This window comes from Curtobacterium sp. S6, from assembly GCF_000710345.2.
GTDB lineage: Bacteria > Actinomycetota > Actinomycetes > Actinomycetales > Micrococcaceae > Rothia.
In genome coordinates this window covers 1,438,348-1,454,853 of the sequence record NZ_JHEL01000015.1, presented here as the reverse complement: position 1 = coordinate 1,454,853, position 16,506 = coordinate 1,438,348, and the positions used below count along the sequence as shown (strand labels likewise).

Annotated in this window: 17 protein-coding genes; 9 read left to right on the top strand and 8 right to left on the bottom strand. The window is 61.3% G+C overall.

Annotation, left to right across the window (positions count from 1 at the left end; all coding sequences use genetic code 11):
- Positions 1 to 32: 32 nt before the first annotated feature.
- The gene (locus tag CURSPS6_RS08840) at positions 33 to 557 is read left to right on the top strand and encodes a DUF2087 domain-containing protein (RefSeq protein ID WP_051687778.1); all 525 of its coding nucleotides are present in this window, start codon (positions 33 to 35) and stop codon (positions 555 to 557) included.
- Positions 558 to 582: 25 nt separating this feature from the next.
- Here CURSPS6_RS08840 and CURSPS6_RS08835 read toward each other — a convergent pair whose 3' ends face one another.
- Complete coding sequence (locus tag CURSPS6_RS08835) at positions 583 to 1,434, bottom strand: siderophore-interacting protein (RefSeq protein WP_030015622.1); 852 nt, start codon at positions 1,432 to 1,434, stop codon at positions 583 to 585.
- A 289-nt stretch (positions 1,435 to 1,723) separates the two neighbouring features.
- Here CURSPS6_RS08835 and CURSPS6_RS08830 point away from each other — a divergent pair, with 289 nt between their 5' ends.
- Positions 1,724 to 2,896 carry a hypothetical protein gene (locus CURSPS6_RS08830; RefSeq protein WP_152978095.1) on the top strand — a complete coding sequence of 391 codons (1,173 nt, stop codon included), beginning with the start codon at positions 1,724 to 1,726 and terminating at the stop codon, positions 2,894 to 2,896.
- A gap of 166 nt (positions 2,897 to 3,062) precedes the next feature.
- Positions 3,063 to 3,308, top strand: coding sequence for a DUF2087 domain-containing protein (locus CURSPS6_RS08825; protein WP_030015619.1), 246 nt, complete (start codon positions 3,063 to 3,065; stop codon positions 3,306 to 3,308).
- Positions 3,309 to 3,397: 89 nt separating this feature from the next.
- Here CURSPS6_RS08825 and CURSPS6_RS12370 read toward each other — a convergent pair whose 3' ends face one another.
- From CURSPS6_RS12370 to CURSPS6_RS08795, 7 genes are all read right to left on the bottom strand, one after another.
- Positions 3,398 to 4,021 carry a DJ-1/PfpI family protein gene (locus tag CURSPS6_RS12370; protein ID WP_152978094.1) on the bottom strand — a complete coding sequence of 208 codons (624 nt, stop codon included), beginning with the start codon at positions 4,019 to 4,021 and terminating at the stop codon, positions 3,398 to 3,400.
- Between the two features lie 71 nt (positions 4,022 to 4,092).
- A complete protein-coding gene (gene hxlA, locus CURSPS6_RS08820; RefSeq protein WP_030015618.1) occupies positions 4,093 to 4,716 on the bottom strand; it encodes a 3-hexulose-6-phosphate synthase in 624 nt (207 codons plus the stop codon).
- A 53-nt stretch (positions 4,717 to 4,769) separates the two neighbouring features.
- The gene (gene hxlB, locus CURSPS6_RS08815) at positions 4,770 to 5,348 is read right to left on the bottom strand and encodes a 6-phospho-3-hexuloisomerase (RefSeq protein WP_030015616.1); all 579 of its coding nucleotides are present in this window, start codon (positions 5,346 to 5,348) and stop codon (positions 4,770 to 4,772) included.
- Between the two features lie 45 nt (positions 5,349 to 5,393).
- Positions 5,394 to 6,146, bottom strand: a complete 753-nt coding sequence (locus CURSPS6_RS08810) for an SDR family NAD(P)-dependent oxidoreductase (RefSeq protein WP_051687776.1) — start codon at positions 6,144 to 6,146, stop codon at positions 5,394 to 5,396.
- 48 nt (positions 6,147 to 6,194) lie between these two features.
- The gene (locus CURSPS6_RS08805; protein WP_035810367.1) at positions 6,195 to 7,499 is read right to left on the bottom strand and encodes a flavin-containing monooxygenase; all 1,305 of its coding nucleotides are present in this window, start codon (positions 7,497 to 7,499) and stop codon (positions 6,195 to 6,197) included.
- A 45-nt stretch (positions 7,500 to 7,544) separates the two neighbouring features.
- Positions 7,545 to 8,246 carry an SDR family NAD(P)-dependent oxidoreductase gene (locus tag CURSPS6_RS08800; protein ID WP_030015612.1) on the bottom strand — a complete coding sequence of 234 codons (702 nt, stop codon included), beginning with the start codon at positions 8,244 to 8,246 and terminating at the stop codon, positions 7,545 to 7,547.
- Positions 8,243 to 10,180: an APC family permease gene (locus CURSPS6_RS08795; RefSeq protein ID WP_051687775.1), complete on the bottom strand. Its 1,938-nt coding sequence runs from the start codon at positions 10,178 to 10,180 to the stop codon at positions 8,243 to 8,245. The genes CURSPS6_RS08800 and CURSPS6_RS08795 overlap by 4 nt, the downstream gene beginning before the upstream one ends.
- A 156-nt stretch (positions 10,181 to 10,336) precedes the next feature.
- On the opposite strand from CURSPS6_RS08795, the gene CURSPS6_RS08790 reads away from it, so the two are divergent.
- The 6 genes from CURSPS6_RS08790 (at position 10,337) to CURSPS6_RS08765 (ending at position 16,297) form a co-directional block, all read left to right on the top strand.
- Positions 10,337 to 11,296 (top strand): LysR family transcriptional regulator, encoded by a 960-nt coding sequence (locus CURSPS6_RS08790; protein WP_051687774.1) that lies wholly within the window; start codon positions 10,337 to 10,339, stop codon positions 11,294 to 11,296.
- Positions 11,297 to 11,646: 350 nt separating this feature from the next.
- On the top strand, positions 11,647 to 11,835 hold the full coding sequence (locus CURSPS6_RS08785; protein ID WP_030015608.1) for a hypothetical protein: 189 nt from the start codon (positions 11,647 to 11,649) through the stop codon (positions 11,833 to 11,835).
- 196 nt (positions 11,836 to 12,031) lie between these two features.
- On the top strand, positions 12,032 to 12,763 hold the full coding sequence (locus CURSPS6_RS08780) for a GntR family transcriptional regulator (RefSeq protein ID WP_030015607.1): 732 nt from the start codon (positions 12,032 to 12,034) through the stop codon (positions 12,761 to 12,763).
- A gap of 148 nt (positions 12,764 to 12,911) precedes the next feature.
- The gene (locus CURSPS6_RS08775; RefSeq protein WP_030015606.1) at positions 12,912 to 14,108 is read left to right on the top strand and encodes an NAD(P)/FAD-dependent oxidoreductase; all 1,197 of its coding nucleotides are present in this window, start codon (positions 12,912 to 12,914) and stop codon (positions 14,106 to 14,108) included.
- Positions 14,109 to 14,144: 36 nt separating this feature from the next.
- Positions 14,145 to 15,548: an MBL fold metallo-hydrolase gene (locus tag CURSPS6_RS08770; RefSeq protein ID WP_030015604.1), complete on the top strand. Its 1,404-nt coding sequence runs from the start codon at positions 14,145 to 14,147 to the stop codon at positions 15,546 to 15,548.
- Positions 15,545 to 16,297: a sulfite exporter TauE/SafE family protein gene (locus CURSPS6_RS08765; RefSeq protein ID WP_030015603.1), complete on the top strand. Its 753-nt coding sequence runs from the start codon at positions 15,545 to 15,547 to the stop codon at positions 16,295 to 16,297. Before CURSPS6_RS08770 ends, CURSPS6_RS08765 begins: the two co-directional genes overlap by 4 nt.
- Positions 16,298 to 16,506 lie beyond the last annotated feature (209 nt).

The window sequence follows — 16,506 nt, the reverse complement described above, 5'->3', positions numbered from 1 at the left end:
CCTTGGGCACGTATAGTCAAGAATTGAACAATATGCGCGCGCATGAGGAGGAGTTCGTGGCATTTGAAGGTCGTCTGGCCCTGATCGGACCCGAGGATTACCTGGAGTCTCTTCGCGAGAGGCTGGCGGACGAACACGTTGAGTTTGCCTGCACGTCGGGCGGCATCGAAGTCGACCAGCGTGTTTTAGAGCAGGTGAAAGCGAACCACGACCAGTTGGTCGCGAGGTTCTGGCGGGACGATCGGTTGGTGGCCTATCCGGCGAAACGATCGTTTCGGTACCACATCCTGCTTGACCTCGTCGGTCGGTTTAGCCCTGGGGTCGTCTATACCGAAGTGAAGGTCAACGAGATCTTGAAGCGGTGCTGGCACGATTTTGCCTATCTCCGCAGGGAACTGGTCGATTACGGGTATCTGAGGCGCAATAATCTCGGAGAGTATTGGCTCGTCGACGGGGAGGAATGCTTCACCATCCTCCATCGGGACGCTCCGCTGTGGGAGCACCTGTGGCTACCGGCCTACCTCAACGGAAGGAAGGGTTTTCCGGAGGCGCAGTAGCGGCCGGCCCTTCCTCCCCGGCGGATCAGTCCTCGATCTTCCCGATCGGCTCGCGCTTTTCGGCCTGGAACTTGTCCTCGGTGCGTCCATAGGCCCAATACCCGGAGATCGAGATGTTTTCCTTGGGAATGTGGCGTTCCTTGAGGAGGCGTCGCACCTGCTTGATGGCTTCACGTTCACCGTGGGCGAAGACGCTGATCGAGCACTCGGGCCAGGTGTGTTCGGCGAGCGAGGCGGCCAGTACGTTCGGGTCGCCGCCGACGCCCGGGTGGATGACCCAGTCGATCTCGAGGCCGTCGGGAGCATGGATCTCCTGACGGTCTTCCTCGTGCTCGAGGGTGATGACGGCCAGTCCCTGAGCAGATGCCGGGAGCGCCTCGATGGATGCGGCGATCGCGGGAAGCGCAGAGGCGTCGCCGGCGAAAAGGTGCCAGTCAACATCCTCATTCGGGCGATATTTGCCTCCGGGGCCCATTAGCAGCAACTTGTCCCCGGGGGAGGCCTGAGCCGCCCAGGGGGCGGCAAGCCCTTCGGTCCCGTGGGTCACAAAGTCGATGGTGAGCGTCTTCGCCTCGTGATCGACCTCGCGGACCGTGTACGTGCGGGTCACCGGGACATCCTCGGGAGAGAGGGTCTGTTTGAGTTCGCGCATGTCGAACGGTGCGACCAGATCCAGCTCGGGCTTAGCGAACACGAGCTTGACGTATTGGTCGGTGCACCCGTTGTCCTGGAAGGAGCTGAAGCCGTCGCCGCCGAGGGTCAACCGAACCATATTCGGGGTAAATTGGCGCCGTTCCAGCACCTCAAGGAGGGTTTGTGGTTTGGCTGGCCTTCCCTGAGGGCGGTTCTGAGCTTCGGGCGGTGGGTTACTGGTCATGGTGGTTCTCCTCGACGCGACTAAGTAAGTGTAACCTCACCCTATCGTCGCTGGGAGGCGACCTTCCAGCGTGCGACGCCGAACGGAAGGCGGCGTCGCAAAACCTCGAGTGCGTTTTCCAGGAAGTGCGCGTTATTTCTGCGGCCCAGGACGGGGCAGAACCGTTGACGAGGTCTGAATCACGCGCTAAAATTCGTGTCATCTTATTAAATATTGAACTAGAGGTATTTCTCAAGAGTGTGTTGCTTGTTGATGCTTGCTGGTGGAAACTTTTATAAATTCGGTTGCTATGGGTCGACTGTTTTGTAGAAGAAACCTCACGGTTATTTACCTGGTTTGCGTGGCGGCCGGTGTTTCTGCATTTTCGGCGACCGACAATCTGTATTGGGAATTTTCCGGGTTCTCCCTATGGGAAATATCTCTGATGTCTGCCTTTTTCAATGCTGGGGTGTCGCTCGCTGAGTTGCCGTTTGCGATTGCTTTCGATAACTATTCGAATAAGCTATCGCTGCAATTGGGGAGCTTGTTGCGGCTGGTTGCGTTCGCCATTTTCTTCTTGGATGGGAATATCTACTGGATTCTCGTGGGCCAGGCTCTCGCGGGCGTTGGATTTGCTGCGTCCAGTGGGGCCTCTGAAGCGCTGATGCTCAATGACATACCGCAGGGTGGAGAGGGAGAGAACAAGGCAATGTTGCTCGGGTATTCCCGGATAACCTTCATTACCTCGGTGTCGGCCTTGGTGGTCGGCATTATTGGTATTTTCTCATTTGCGCTCATGCCGTCCAGCATCTGGCTGCTAGCTATATCGTTCTTTGCGTGTTCCGTGGTCAGTCTCGCCTTTTTGGAAAATAAGAAGGTGTGTGAGACGAAAATACCGCTCAAGGAATTTATTTTTGGGCTGCGACGAATATTTAAGGTCAAATCGGTGTACCTTACACTGTTGGCAAATTCTGCCGCAGTTGCACCATTTATCCTATGGCAAATTAAGATCGGGTCGCAATCGCTGGGCTATCTCTATGCTGGTTTCATTGCTATGAAGTTTTTTGCAGCCTTGGCCGCCCAGTTTCTTAAAAATATCACGGTGTCGCCCGTGCGGTTGTATGCGATTTGCCTCTACAATGTCATATGTATCTATCTATTCGCACAGACAGATAATGTAATATTGTCCGTTATATTCTTCGGGCTCCATATATTTGGTCAGGTTCTGTTGACAATCATCTGTTATGGAAAATTGCATTCGGAAATCGATAATTCAATCAGGGCCTCGGCAACGTCGATCGTCTCGCTGATGGACTCTCTGGTTGTCGTCGCCGTTGCGCCTCTGGCGGGATACCTGGCAACGCATTATTCGACGGGAACGTCGATGCTTCTGTCGGTGGCGTTCTATGTTCTGTTTTCGTTGTGCGTGGTGTTTCTGAGGCAAGAGTTCACCGGGGATGGGAAGGAACCGATTCGGTCGTGAAAGGCCCTGAGCACTATATGACCCTGCTCCAGGGAAGCTGTCGGCAGAGGAAATTGAGTCCGTGCGCACCGAGGGAGGTATGCGGGCCGACGCAGTAGCGGTAGAGTGCGTGCGTCGTTCGCACAAGTGCTTGCACTCACGGTTCATAATGGAGGGTCGCTTGGTGATGTACCCATCCAAGAAGTTGCACCGCTATCACGAACTGCTTCACCTCGTAGGTCTGTTGAACTCGCGGGCGGTTTACCGCGAGCGAGAGGTTAATGAGATCTTCCGGAACGTATGGGATGACTTCGCGTATTTGCGACGGGAGCTGGTCGATCACGGATACCTGCGTCGCAATTCGCGCGGAGAATACTGGCTGGTGGATGGATCGGAGTGCTTCGAGATCCTTCATGCCGATGCTCCGCTGTGAGAATTCTTGTGGTCGCCGGTATATCTGGGGTCCGTCGGTTCGTGAGGTACAGGTACCACTACCTTCGCCAGCTTCGTTGTCTCCGAGGGTTACGGTAGGCCGTATGGCTCCGCGAAGGGGTCCCAAGTGCTGTCTCGATGAGGTTCGTATTCCACCAAACGCGCGGCCGCTTCCGCAGGTTCATCACCGAGAAGCTCGCGCATCAGTGCACACGTCATGTCTATGCCGGCGGCGATTCCTGAAGAAGTCCAACGATTGCGGTCATGTACCCAACGTGCCCTTGGGGCCCAAGTGACTTTATCGCCATGGGTTCTGGCCCAAGAAAAGGCGGCTTTATTGCTGGTTGCTCGGTACCCTTCGAGCAATCCGGATGCTGCCAACAGGGCCGAGCCCGTGCACACTGACGTGACGATCCGACTCTTCGCTCCGATGCGGGCGAGGCGTTCCAGAAATTGATGGTCATTCACCAGGGAACGCGTGCCGCTACCTCCCGGGACGAGGAGTACGTCAGGATCATCCACTTCCTCGTATCGGAGAGTGGATTCAACCCTGATTCCTTGGGAGCTGGCGACGAGGCCTGGCTGGTCCGAGAAGTATGAGATATCTATTCGCGAGGATTTGCTCAGAAGCTCTACCGGGCCAAAGACATCCAAGAGCTCGAATTCCTCGAATAGCAAGACGTAGACGGTGAAAGAATCATGCTCTATGGCCATGTCGCGATGCTACCGCAGGCCGTCGGGGGAGATACGAACCCGACGGCCCGCGGTTAAGGTAGTGGAGGAAATCAGGCGAACCGAGCCCTGATCTGCCGTGCCGCTTCGCCCGGGTCTTCGGCCCCGTAGATAGCGCTACCTGCTACGGCGACGCTCGCGCCCGAAGCCTCGACGTCCTGCACCGACTCGGCGTTGATGCCGCCCGCCACCGAGAAGCTCACCCCGGATCGCCGGCCTGCGTCGAGCAATGTGCGGAAGTCGTATCCTTCCTCTGCCTGCTCGTCCAGACCCGCGTGCATCTCGACAAAACTGGCGCCGAGGTCGGTGACTTCCCGTGCCCGAGCCGGCTTGTCCTCGCTGCCAATCAGATCCACAACCACGCCCTTGTTGTGGCGCCGGGCGGCCTGCACGGCCCCCGCGATAGTGCTGTTTCCGGCGACCCCGAGAACCGTCACCAGATCGGCTCCGGCTTTGAACGCCTCGTCGGCCTCGAGCTCCCCGGCGTCCATGGTTTTCAGATCGGCGAAGACGATCTTGTCGGGGTGGGCGTCCTTGATGGCGCGAATGGCCGAAAAGCCTTCGCTCTTAATGAGGGGCGTCCCGAGTTCGAGAATGTCGACGTGCGAGGCGGTCGCCTGCGACAGGCGCAGGGCATCCTCGGTGGTCAAGGTATCCATCGCGAATTGAAGCTGCATTATTGATTCCCTTCGGTATCTGAGTATTTTTCGCTGTTTACGGTGAGTGTGGTTTATTCGAGATTGGCGTGCCGCGGCCAGATCTCGTCGGCGGTCTTCCCGCTCTGTTGCCAGAGGGTGTGGAAAATGGCGTCCCCGACCAGCTGAATGGACTGCTCGAAAAGACTTCCGGCGTATTGACGCTCGTATCCGTTGGGCCGTTCTTGTTTGGTGGCGGCCGGTATCGGAATGGAAATGTCGGACAGCTCGGCAAGCGGGGATTTGCCATTCGTGGTCAGCGAGATGACCGAAGCCCCGGCGCCTCGTGCGCCCTCTGCGGACCGGACGACGCTTCCCGTCGTCCCGGAACCGCTGGCCACCACCAGGACGTCGCCGGGGAGAATCGCCGGCGTCGTCGGCGAACCGACCACGTGGCATTCGTGCCCCAGGTGCATCAAACGCATGGCGGTCATTTTCAGGGCCAAGCCCGAACGACCCGCGCCAAAGAAGAAGATTCTCCGGGACCTCGCGAGAACCTCCGCGGCCTCAGAAATCACGCCCGTTTGGCGTTGAATCAGGTCGTTGAGCAAATTCGCGGTGTCATTTTTGATCAGCGCCATGGAGCTTTCGACCACGGTGGATGCTGGTTGCACAGGTGACTCCTTTTGTACTGAGAAGGTCATGGGGGACAGGAAGGTCTAATGCGCCATATACCCCCCATCGACGAAGACTTCGGTTCCCGTCATGAACGAGGCCTTGGCGCTGGCCAGGAACTCAATGACGTGGGAGATCTCGGTGGGTTCGGCCCGCCGTCCCAACGGCGTCTCCGAGACGACGCCACCGGAAGGTTCGAGGGCATTCATCGGCGAACTCACCCCGCCCGGACACACCGCATTGACGCGTATTCCCCGGGGCGCAAGCTCCAGGGCGACGCACTTGGTGAAGCCGAGCAGACCGGCCTTGCTGGCCGCGTACGCCGAATACCCCAGAGCCCCACCGGCGCCGAAGATCGAGGAAATATTGATGATCGATCCCCGGCTCGAGGCCTCCAACAGAGGTATCGCCGCCCGGGCGCCCAACATGGCTCCGGTCAGGTTGATGGATATTAGTTGATTCCACGCGTCCAACGACTCCTCGTGGACGGGCGTCACGTGCATGACGCCTGCATTATTGATGAGCGTGCTGAGGCAACCGTGGGCCTGGTTGATCAGCTCCATGCACTGGCCCCAGTCCTCCTCGGACGTGACGTCGAGGTGTTGGTAGGCGACGTCGAGCCCTTCGGACTGCATGCCACGCACGCAGTCGCGGCCGGCGGAGTCCAAGACGTCACACGCATATACGGAGTAGCCGCTTTCGGCGAGCGTTCTAACGTGCGCGGCGCCTTGGCCGCGGGCGCCGCCGGTGACAAGAGCGACGGGCGGATAGCTGCGGTTTTCTTGATGCGGAGGCATGAAAGATTCTCCTGAGTCGTTAGGCTGCGGGCGTGAGAGGATGCGCGATCAAAGGACCGCGGATTCGGCGTCGTCGCGTCGTGGCAGGTTGTTCTGCTCGAAAGCATCGAGCAAGCGCTCGGTATCGTTCATCTGGTCGAGCCAGATGTCCCGGACAATGTCGATGCGGTCTTCCGGATCCTGGAGCCCTTGGAAATACCGAGCCAGCGATGCTGACGCGTTGGGCTGTGACTCGTGGATCCGAATCATTCGCGCCGCAACCTTCGCCTGGACGCCGTAGATCGGAATCTGCGGGCCCCGCGGGGCGATCAACCCGATGAAGTAGAGCTTTTCCAACCCCTCGGGGATGATCCCTCCCGCATACCGGATCGGTGCCCCGGAGCTACGACGCAGCAGGGATTCGTCCAAGAACGACACGCTGGCATGAAAACCCGTGGCCCACAGGAGGGTGTCGTACTCCTTGGAGGTTCCGTCCGTGAAGGACACGGTTTTGCCCTCGAAACCGGTGATTCCTGGGACAAGCGCGATGCGGCCGTGGTGGACCCAATACAGCAGCAGATCGTTGACCACGGTGCGTCCCTCGGCCAGGGTCCGGTGCTGCGGAACCGGCAAACCGGGATACTTCTCGTTGGATCCGAGGGACACTCGCGAGAGGAGCCGAGAGACGAAGTCCTGTTCCTCGGGGCTGAATTCCTTGAGGAATCCGACTTCTTGCCGGGGCACCCCGAAATACGTCTTGGGCTGGAAATACACCCCCTCGCGAATCACCACATCGGTGTCGAAACGGTGCTGGGCGGCGTCGACGGCGAGATCGCAGCCCGAATTTCCGGCGCCTACCACGAGCACCCGTGTACCTTCGATATCCGACGGGTTGTTGTACTCGCTCGAATGCAGCTGCTTTCCGGTGAATTCTCCGGGGACGTGAGGCACCTTGGGGTCGTGAAGGTGTCCGTTGGCCACGAGCACGCCGTCGTAAGTTCCGGATCCCGCTTCCGTGGTGACGGTCCACCCGGCCGAGCCGGCATCGCCGTCGCATTCGACCGGGGAGACCGACTGAACCGATGTGTTGAATCGGATATTTCGGTAGAGGTCGAATTCCCGGGCGTAAGACTCGATGTATTCGCGGACCTGATCACGGCGGGGGAAATGTGGATAGTCCTTCGGCATCGGGAAATCCTCAAAATGGGTCATATCCCGGGACGTGATGAGGTGGAGGGCTTCGTAATCGGTGTGCCAGTGGCCTCCGGCGCGGTCGGTCTTTTCGAAACAGTCGACCTCGTGGCCGGCGGATCGCAGCTGATAGATCGCGGAGAGACCGGCGGCTCCGGCTCCGATGACGCAGTAACGAGACATGATGAACCTCCTGAAGGTGACGGAAATGGAATGAAGGAGAGGGAGCTACCGCAGGACGTCGCCGCCGGAGAGAACCACGGTCTCTCCGGTCATGAACGACGCCTCAGGGGAAGCGAGGATGCTGACCCATCGGGCGATTTCGGCTGGATCCGCCACACGCCCGACGGGAATGCTGTGGGCCGCGGCCTCCATACGACCGGTGGTCCTATTTCCGGGGGTATTGACCCACCCCGGGGCAATCGCATTGACGCGAATTCCTCGGACGGCCAGTTCTAGGGCCAAGGACTTGGTGAGCATGACGACCGCGGCTTTGGAAGCTCCATAAAGTAGCTGCCCGGGGGAGACGGTGAAGGCGTCCACCGATGCGAAATTCACGATGGTCGAATCGCGATGCATGAGAGGCACGGCCTCCGCGGCCACGTTGAGGATCCCCAAAACGTTGACGTCGAAAATTTTTCGGTAGGTGTCCTCGGTGAATGTGCTCAGGGTTGTCGGCGGGTAAATCCCGGCCACGTTGGCGAGCAGCCCGATGGTTGAGTCGAATTCCTCGGCGGCTTCGCCGAGCGCGTCGTGGAGGACAGACCTGTCGGTGACATCGACGCATCGTGTCGTGACGGTGCGTCCCGAGCTTTCGATGGTTGCCTCCACCCGGTCGATGCCGACCACATCCCACCCATCCGCGAGAAGGTTCTCGGCGACGGATAGGCCCATTCCGCTGGCGGCTCCGGTGACGACGGCGATGCTCATGATTGGTGCTCCTTTTCGGCGGTGACGGGGGATTCGATGACCGTGGTCGGCGAGTTGTCTTCGGTGTCGTTGAGGACGATCGCGCCGGTGATTGTGTCTTCTTCGAGGTCGCGCATTTCGGGAACCGCAAACCCGGTGACCAGGGACCAGAAATACGCAATGAACCCGACGAGGAGGGCCGCGACGCTGTCCCAGGGGAACCCGAGGATCGGCTCGGGCAGCGGGCCGTATTCGCTCAGGGACGAAACCGCGAGTTCTCCGAGAAGTAAGAAGACCACCCAGTGACCGCCCCGCAGGTGTGGTCGCCCTTCCTCTCTGGTGATCAGGTGCATGACCGCCAGGAAGACGAAGCAGAGCAACGCGGATCCCACCAGATATTCGACGAGCTGCCCGTTGCTCTCGACGCGATAACCGTCGGGGGCTAAGACGAAGTGGCTTCGGGCGGCGACGACGACCCACGCGGTGAGGAACAGGGCCGCGAGGATCGCGGACGGTACCCGGCGCGTCCACCCGTTGGCGGTCGAGAAACAGACCGCATAGACGGCCATGGCGCCGAGAAGAATGGTGATGAGGTTCGCCAGGGTCACGAAACCGCACCAAAAAACGATGAGGGACCCGGACGCGAAACCGATGGGCGTGAAGATCTTGGCGGCCGGGAGCCGGAAGGGCCGATGCATGTTCGGGGCCGTTCTCCTCATGACCATCAGCGCCGCGGGGGCCGCCATGGTACTCAGGACGAGAGCGGAACTGATGAATCCCACGAGGCGATACCAGCTGGGTGCCGGAAGGAAGAAGAGCAGACCGATCGCGAAATTGACGAGGATTGCGATCGAGGGAACGCCGTAACGACTGATGTGGGTTAAGGCCTGGGGGAAGAACTTATTGACGGCCAAACCGTACGCCACGCGGGAACCGCTGCCGAGATACAGGTACCCGGCGGCTCCGGGGGAGATCACGGCGCCGAGCAACAGCAAGGTGACGAAGGCGCCCAGAAGTGCGATCCCGGACGCGTGCAGGGCGGAACCCAACGGCCCGTCGGCCCAGGAGCTGGACATCAGCCCGGACCAGTCGCCTGGAGAGACCCCGGCATCGGCCCAGTCGATCGCGCCGATGAACGCGATCTGAAGCCCAACATAGATGGCCAGGGGGAGGACGATGCAGCCGAGCGTTCCCAAGGGGATATTCCGGTGCGGCTTGCGGACCTCGCCGGCGAAGTCGATGACTCCTCGGAAACCCATCAATGCGAACGCGATCCCGGAGACCGCCACGGCCTGGAGCATGGACCCCGAGCCGTGATGCCCTCCATTGCCGTTGCCGAAAAACCCGTGATCCGTGAAATTCGACGCCTTGAAGACGATGAACAGCAACAGGAAAGTTGCGGCTGGGACGATGATCTTCCACCAGGTGATCCAGCGATTCGCCTCGCTGAGGAACTTCACGCCGAAGATGTTGACCGCCAGGAAGAACACCATGAGGGCAATCCCCAGGAGGATCCCGTTGGGCCAGGAGAGCATCGAGACACCCTGCTTGGTTTCCAGAAGATTCAACTGGGGAAACACGCCGCCGACGTAGGTGATGGCGGCGATCGCTTCGATGGGCGGTAGGGCGATATTGGCCAGCCAATAAGACAGCCCCATCAACCACCCTGTCATTCCTCCGTGGGAGAGGTAGGGGTACCTGACGATGGCCCCGCTAAAGGGTAAGGCGCTACCCACCTCCATCCAGGAGAGCGCGATCAGGAGAACAAGAAAACCGCCGATGATCCACGACATGGTTGCCGCGGGGCCGGCGACTCCTGCCGCGGACAGAACCGCGAAGAGCCAGCCGGAACCGATCTGCCCGCCGATGCCGATAAACATTGCGGACTGCAATGTCATCTTTCGCTGGAATTGGATGTCGGTCGCGTAGGTGACCGATTCAGCCTCCGCTGACATGATTCTCCTTCGATGGTTCCGACGTTTCCGGGAAATCCCCGTTCACCAAAGTATGTTGTGGATCACCCAGACTGTGTAGAGTGAAAACGCTTCATCTGATCAAGGAAAAGGCTTGAGCTAAGGCGTGGTGTGCAACATTGGAGGAGGGGTGGGTTCGTGAGTGAAGGGCCCACGATCAGGCAACTCAGGTATTTTCTTTCCGCCGTCGATCACGGGTCGTTGAGTGCGGCGGCTGACTATGAACGGGTCGCGCAGCCGAGCCTTTCGGAGCAGGTCAGGCGCCTGGAGCGGGAGCTGGGGTCCGCGTTGTTCATTCGCACCAACAGGGATCTCAGGTTGACGGATCTGGGCCGCGCGATGATCCCGATGGCTCGTGAGGCGGTGCGGGCCACAGATGCCGTGGCCGAATCGGCCTCGGCGATGACCACGCTGTCCGGTGGCAGGGTTTCCTTCGGAACGTTTAGCAGCGCGCATCGATATTTGCTGAACGACCTCATTACCGAGTTCAACACCCTCTATCCGCAGGTTCGAATTCGGAATGTGGGCCTTAATTCTTCTGAGGTGGTTCAGGCCGTCCGAACCGGTGAACTGGAAGCCGGGCTGGTGCAATTGCCCGTCGATACCCGAGGGGTGCATTTGAGCGAAACGGTGTTAACGGACACCGTCGTGTGTGTGAGCTCAGATGTGAGCCAACTCCGGACGCCGGTGACCATTGACGACCTCGCGAAGACGCGGTTGATCCTTTCGGAATCCAGGTGGGAGAAAGAGGATCCTCTTCGCCGAGAGGTGACCCGTCTCTTCACGGAAGCCGGTTTATCTCTGTCCCCACTCGTCGAGGTTGAATTTCAAGATGCTGCCCTCGCGTTGGCCCTCAACGGGGTGGGGGACACCCTCGTCTCCTACTTGGTGACCTGTTTTCACGAACAGTCCTACCGGATTAAATGGGCGCCGCTGGAGCCAGTGTTCAAGGAACGGTACGCCTTCGTCAGTTCTCAGGCGGGGAGCCTGTCGCCGGCGACTCGTCGGTTCTTGGCCTTGGCGAGAAAACACGCTCAGCGATTGCAGGTTGTGGCCGATCGGTGGGAAGAGGCCTATTACGGAACGAATTATCGATAAGCCGGCCGGCCGCCGCTGTCACCTCAGTCGTGGGACCCGCTGCGGGCACAAGGTTCAGGACCCCGGCCCCCAGGCCCCGACGGCGCGCGTGTCAACGGCACTGCTCCGAAAGATCCGTTATGTTTGTCACCTTCCAGGGATCAATCATTCTGGACAAAACTGTGGATCTCATACTTTCCGAATCAAATATATTTCCGCAGTCATAGTGGGAGGGATCGGTGAGCGGGTGGCCGTAAGAAGAGGTGAAGGGTCTATCTGGGGTGGGCTTCCGCCCGCGAAAGGCCGTGTGGCGGGCTTAAGGGGATGGTAATCTTATGCACTCCAAATTATGACCAAACAGGAGTTGTGACATGAAAAATCAAAGGCAAAACGCTGCGGTCTGGTTGATGGCCGGCATTGCTCTGCTGGTTTTGGCCGGTGTCGCGATCGTGTCCATCGGTTGGTTTGCGCCCTTTGTGTTATTGATTGCGAGCATGGGCTGCCTGGCGGTCGGCACCCGGGCCTACGCTAAGGGGCGCTCGACGCACCGCCGCGCATAGTGCGAATTCATGGGGGCGCCCGGGTCGGGGCTCCTGAAGTGCGCGCCACGCCGCGGGGCGGGGGCCTCCGCGGTGTGGGGCCACCGTGCCTGCGCGAGTGTGACGATTCGTCTCGAATCGGCGACGGCGGGTGGATCCTTGCGCTCGGCAGGGCTCTATGATGGCAGTCCATCCACTGTGAGAGAGGCCGTCTTTGGTGAAGAGCCCACACCGCGCCGCGGAAGCACCACTGTGGAAGCGTGTTCAGGTCAATCTGCTCGAACGCATCAACCGCGGGGACTTCACTCACGGAATGCCGGGGGAGCTGGCCCTGTCCGAGGAATATGGAGTGAGTCGCGCGACGATCCGCGCGGCCCTGACCCCCCTGCGGCGCGAAGGGTTGGTCTCTTCGAGCCGCGGGCGTCCGTCCACGGTGGGCGCTCGGCCCGAGATTAACACCGGCGCCGGCGCTAACGCGCATAGCCCGGCCTACAGTCTGTTCGCCGCGGTGCGCAGTAGTGGGCTTGAGCAGACCAACACCATCCGGGCCGCCAAGATCGTGACCGACCCCGAAGTCGCCGGGATTCTCCGGCTCGAGCCCGACGCCGAACTCGTGTACGTCTCGCGCATCCGCTACGGAGACGACCTGCCCATCGCCATGGACGACGCCTGGTTCCCGGCGGCCGCCCAGGGTGTGCTTGAGGCAGATCTGGAACGGCTGGCTCTCTACGATGCCTTGGATCGATACAGCCACGTCTCGGTGGATCGCGCCGAAGAAACCATTCGGGCCATCGCGATGGACGCCTCGCAGGCGGAGTCTCTCGGTAGTCGCGAAGGTGATCCGGCCTTTTACCTCGAGCGGCTCGGCTTCCACCACGAAGCGCCCTTGGAGTGGCGGCAGACGGTCGCGCGCGGCGATCGTTTCAGCGTGACCACCACCTATCCCTGATCTGCCGACGTTCTGATCGGCCCGTCGCTTCCCTCATTCGTCGCTCAATCCGTCACCCGCCCGGGGTTCACAACCTCGCTAAATGTACGTACATTTAACCGTGACATCAGCCGAAAACGGCAATTGACGAGGGCGAAGGGAAATTCTCATGAGCATCCACCACCGCATCGTGATCATCGGCGGGGGCAACGCGGGATTGAGCGTCGCCGCCCGATTGCGTCGTGCCGGCCAGGACGACGTCGCCGTGATCGACCCCAGCGAAACGCACTACTACCAACCGCTGTGGACCTTGGTCGGAGGAGGACAGGCCTCCGCCTCGACGACCGCTCGGCCCCAGGCGGACGTCATGCCTCAAGGCGTCGCGTGGATCAAAGACGCCGCCACCGAGGTGGACCCCGAGGGGCGCTGGGTCGGCCTGTCCGGCGGTGAGCGCGTCGGCTACGACTATCTGGTCGCGTGCCCCGGAATTCAGTTGGATTGGGGCGGGATCCCCGGCCTCGAGGAAGCGCTGAGCACTTCCCGGGTCTCGAGCAATTACTCGGTCGATCTGGCTCCCAAGACCTGGCGCATGATCCAGGACCTGCGCAGCGGGACCGCCGTGTTTACGATGCCGAGCAACCCCATCAAATGCGGCGGCGCCCCGCAGAAGATCGCGTATTTGGCGGCCGACTACTGGCGGCAACAGGGCGTTCTGGACGACATTCACATCGTTCTGGTGCTGCCGTCACCCAAGATGTTTGGCGTGGAGGTTTTCTCCCGCGAGCTGGATAAGGTGGCCCGACGCTACGGCATCGATGTGCGGCTGAGCTCCGAGATGACCTCGGTGGACTCCACGGCGCAGACGGTGACCATCGAACCGGTGAGCGGAGGTCCCGCCGAAACCCTTCGCTACGACTTCCTTCACGCCGTTCCGCCGCAGTCGGCCCCCGACTGGGTCAAGGACAGTCCTCTAGCCGACGCGGATAACCCGCTGGGCTACATCTCCGTGGATCCGCAGACGCTGCGTCACACGACCTACGAGAACGTCTTTGCCTTGGGCGACGCCTGCTCGGCGCCGAACTCCAAGACCGGGGCCGCGATCCGCAAACAGGCCCCCGTGGTGGTCTCGAATCTCCTGGCCGTCATGGACTCGCGGCCCTTGCCCGCTGACTACCACGGCTACGCGTCCTGCCCGTTGGTCACCTCGCGGTCCACCATGCTGCTGGCCGAGTTCGACTACGACATGGAACCGGCACCGAGCATCCCCTTCATCGATACCACCCGGGAGCGCAAGGACATGTGGTACCTCAAGCGTTACGGGTTGCCCTTCCTCTATTGGAATTTCATTCTCAAGGGTCGGGCCTGAGGCCCTCCCGCCGCGCACCAGCAAAGGAAAGAACTTATGCTTCTGGAACGCATTTACGATCACGATCTCTCTCAGGCCAGCTACTTTGTCGGTTGCCAAGCGTCCGGCACCGCGCTGGTCATCGACCCTCGCCGCGACGTCCGGGTCTATCGGGACCTTGCGGCGGCCAACGGCATGAGGATCGTGGCCGTCACCGAGACCCACATCCACGCGGACTATCTTTCCGGGACCCGCGAACTCGCCCGGGCAACCGGTGCGGAGACCTACCTTTCGGGAGAAGGCGGAGAAGACTGGACCTACGGTTTTGAGGGGACCCGGCTGCGCGACGGCGACGTCGTGCGGATCGGCAACCTCACGCTCACGGCCATTCACACCCCGGGGCACACGCCCGAGCACCTGAGCTTTCTGCTCACCGACGGGGCCTTCGCCTCGGAACCGGGGTACATGTTCACCGGCGACTTCGTCTTCGCCGGCGACCTGGGGCGGCCCGATCTCCTCGACGAGGTTGCGGGAGGCCAGAACACTCGCTACCTCGGGGCGGGGCAGCTATTCCGAAGCCTGCGGGAGAAATTCGTGACCCTGCCGGATTACGTGCAGGTCTTTCCCGCGCACGGCGCCGGAAGCCCGTGCGGCAAGGCCCTCGGCTCTGTCCCTTCCTCGACCGTCGGCTACGAACGTCGTTTCGCGTGGTGGGGCGAGTATCTGAAGAACGACGACGAGCAGGGTTTCATCGACGAACTCCTCGACGGTCAGCCCGACGCCCACGCGTACTTTTCCCGGATGAAGCGGGAGAACCGCGACGGTCCGGCGATCCTGGGCGATCGGCCGGCACCCGTCGAGTACGACGCTGGGGCCGTTCGCCGCGGTCTCGGTCAGGGCGAGTTAGTCCTCGTGGACACCCGGTCGGTCGATCAGGTGCACGAGGGAACCGTGCGTGGAGCGTTGAATATCCCGCTCTCTCCGAGTCCCGCGGTTCACGCCGCGTGGTCCATCGATCCCGCCGCCGACTCGCGGGACATCGTCGTCATGGTTCCGGGCCCGGAGGAGGCGCAGGTCATGGCGGACCACCTGGTCCGCGTGGGGGTGGATCGCGTCGTCGGCTACGTCACCGATGGGGAGGGGCTGCCGATCTGGAAGCCCGAGACGGTGCGTGCCGAGGACCTCTCGGGCTTTGACCACGACCTGCTCCTGGATGTGCGTAGCGCCTCGGAATTCGCCGCGGGAACGATCCCGGGTGCTCATCAGCTCAATGCCGGGCGCGTTCTGTGGCACCGCGACGAATTGCCGACCGACGGCACGATCGTCAGTTTCTGCCAGAGCGGTCTGCGCAATTCCGTGGCGGCCAACGCCCTGCGAGATGCCGGATACCGCGTGGTCGAACTCGAGGGAAGTTACAACGCCTGGGAGGCGTTGCGGGCAGAGAGCGCGAGCGGGCGGTGACGGCCGGGCTCCTGCTGTCCGTCGTCTTGACGGCGGTTGTCGGGCTGACCATCGGGCTGTTGGGCGGTGGCGGCGCGATCCTCTTGGTGCCCATCCTGGTGTACGTCGCCGGGTGGAACGCCGGCATGGCTGTGGCCGCATCGCTCGTCGTGGTCGGGGGGACCTCCTTGGTCAGCACGATGATGCACGCGCGTCACGGTCGTGTCCTCTGGGGGATCGGGTTGGGATTCGGCGTGAGCGCGATGGCGGGCTCCTTCGCCGGTGGCATGTTGGCCAACCTGATTCCCGCCCGTGCGCTGATGATCGCGTTCAGCCTCGTCATGCTGATCGCGGGGATAGCGATGCTCCGGCCCCGTCCCGACCGAGGCGACGCGACCCAGCGGGCGCGGTGGTGGTTCATCGCGCTTCTGGGGATCGTGATCGGATTCGTCTCCGGGCTTGTGGGGGCCGGTGGAGGCTTCCTGATCGTCCCCGCCCTGGCTTTGGTGGCCGGTCTGCCCATGGGCCTGGCTGTGGGAACCTCGCTGTTGATCATCACCCTGCAGTCGGCCTCGGGACTCATCGGGCATCTCATGAGCGTGCGGCTCGACTGGCCCGCGGTGCTGGCCATGATCGCGATGGCGATCCTGGGTTCGCTCGGCGGAGCCGCCCTCTCGGGGCGTATCGGGGAAACCGTATTGCGTCGCTGCTTCGGGGCCTTCGTCGTGGTGATCGCGGTGGGAACCGGGGCGGGACAGCTGGTGGCTTAGTCCCCCCGTCGAAAGCCCCTGGTACCTCGACAGGCCGGCTGCTGCGTGCTTCCGGGGCAAGCCGGCCCGCGTGGTACCGCAGGCCGGCGGGTTGTCCAGGAGCAGTGCGCGGCCTCGCGACGGTCGAGGGCGCGTAGCGTGGTGACGAAGACAACATGCTCTCATCAAAAATCTGTGTAAGAATTCAACCAAGTGTTGAAATTACACGT

Bases quoted from the DNA above. Each gene is read 5' to 3' on its own strand.
- CURSPS6_RS08785 (WP_030015608.1), top strand. From the start codon at position 11,647: ATGAAAAATCAAAGGCAAAACGCTGCGGTCTGGTTGATGGCCGGCATT.
- CURSPS6_RS08770 (WP_030015604.1), top strand. From the start codon at position 14,145: ATGCTTCTGGAACGCATTTACGATCACGATCTCTCTCAGGCCAGCTAC.
- CURSPS6_RS08840 (WP_051687778.1), top strand. From the start codon at position 33: ATGCGCGCGCATGAGGAGGAGTTCGTGGCATTTGAAGGTCGTCTGGCC.
- hxlA (WP_030015618.1), bottom strand. From the start codon at position 4,716: ATGCAGCTTCAATTCGCGATGGATACCTTGACCACCGAGGATGCCCTG.
- CURSPS6_RS08805 (WP_035810367.1), bottom strand. From the start codon at position 7,499: ATGTCTCGTTACTGCGTCATCGGAGCCGGAGCCGCCGGTCTCTCCGCG.
- CURSPS6_RS12370 (WP_152978094.1), bottom strand. From the start codon at position 4,021: ATGGCCATAGAGCATGATTCTTTCACCGTCTACGTCTTGCTATTCGAG.
- CURSPS6_RS08800 (WP_030015612.1), bottom strand. From the start codon at position 8,246: ATGAGCATCGCCGTCGTCACCGGAGCCGCCAGCGGAATGGGCCTATCC.
- CURSPS6_RS08825 (WP_030015619.1), top strand. From the start codon at position 3,063: ATGTACCCATCCAAGAAGTTGCACCGCTATCACGAACTGCTTCACCTC.
- CURSPS6_RS08830 (WP_152978095.1), top strand. From the start codon at position 1,724: ATGGGTCGACTGTTTTGTAGAAGAAACCTCACGGTTATTTACCTGGTT.
- CURSPS6_RS08775 (WP_030015606.1), top strand. From the start codon at position 12,912: ATGAGCATCCACCACCGCATCGTGATCATCGGCGGGGGCAACGCGGGA.
- CURSPS6_RS08795 (WP_051687775.1), bottom strand. From the start codon at position 10,180: ATGTCAGCGGAGGCTGAATCGGTCACCTACGCGACCGACATCCAATTC.
- CURSPS6_RS08835 (WP_030015622.1), bottom strand. From the start codon at position 1,434: ATGACCAGTAACCCACCGCCCGAAGCTCAGAACCGCCCTCAGGGAAGG.
- CURSPS6_RS08810 (WP_051687776.1), bottom strand. From the start codon at position 6,146: ATGCCTCCGCATCAAGAAAACCGCAGCTATCCGCCCGTCGCTCTTGTC.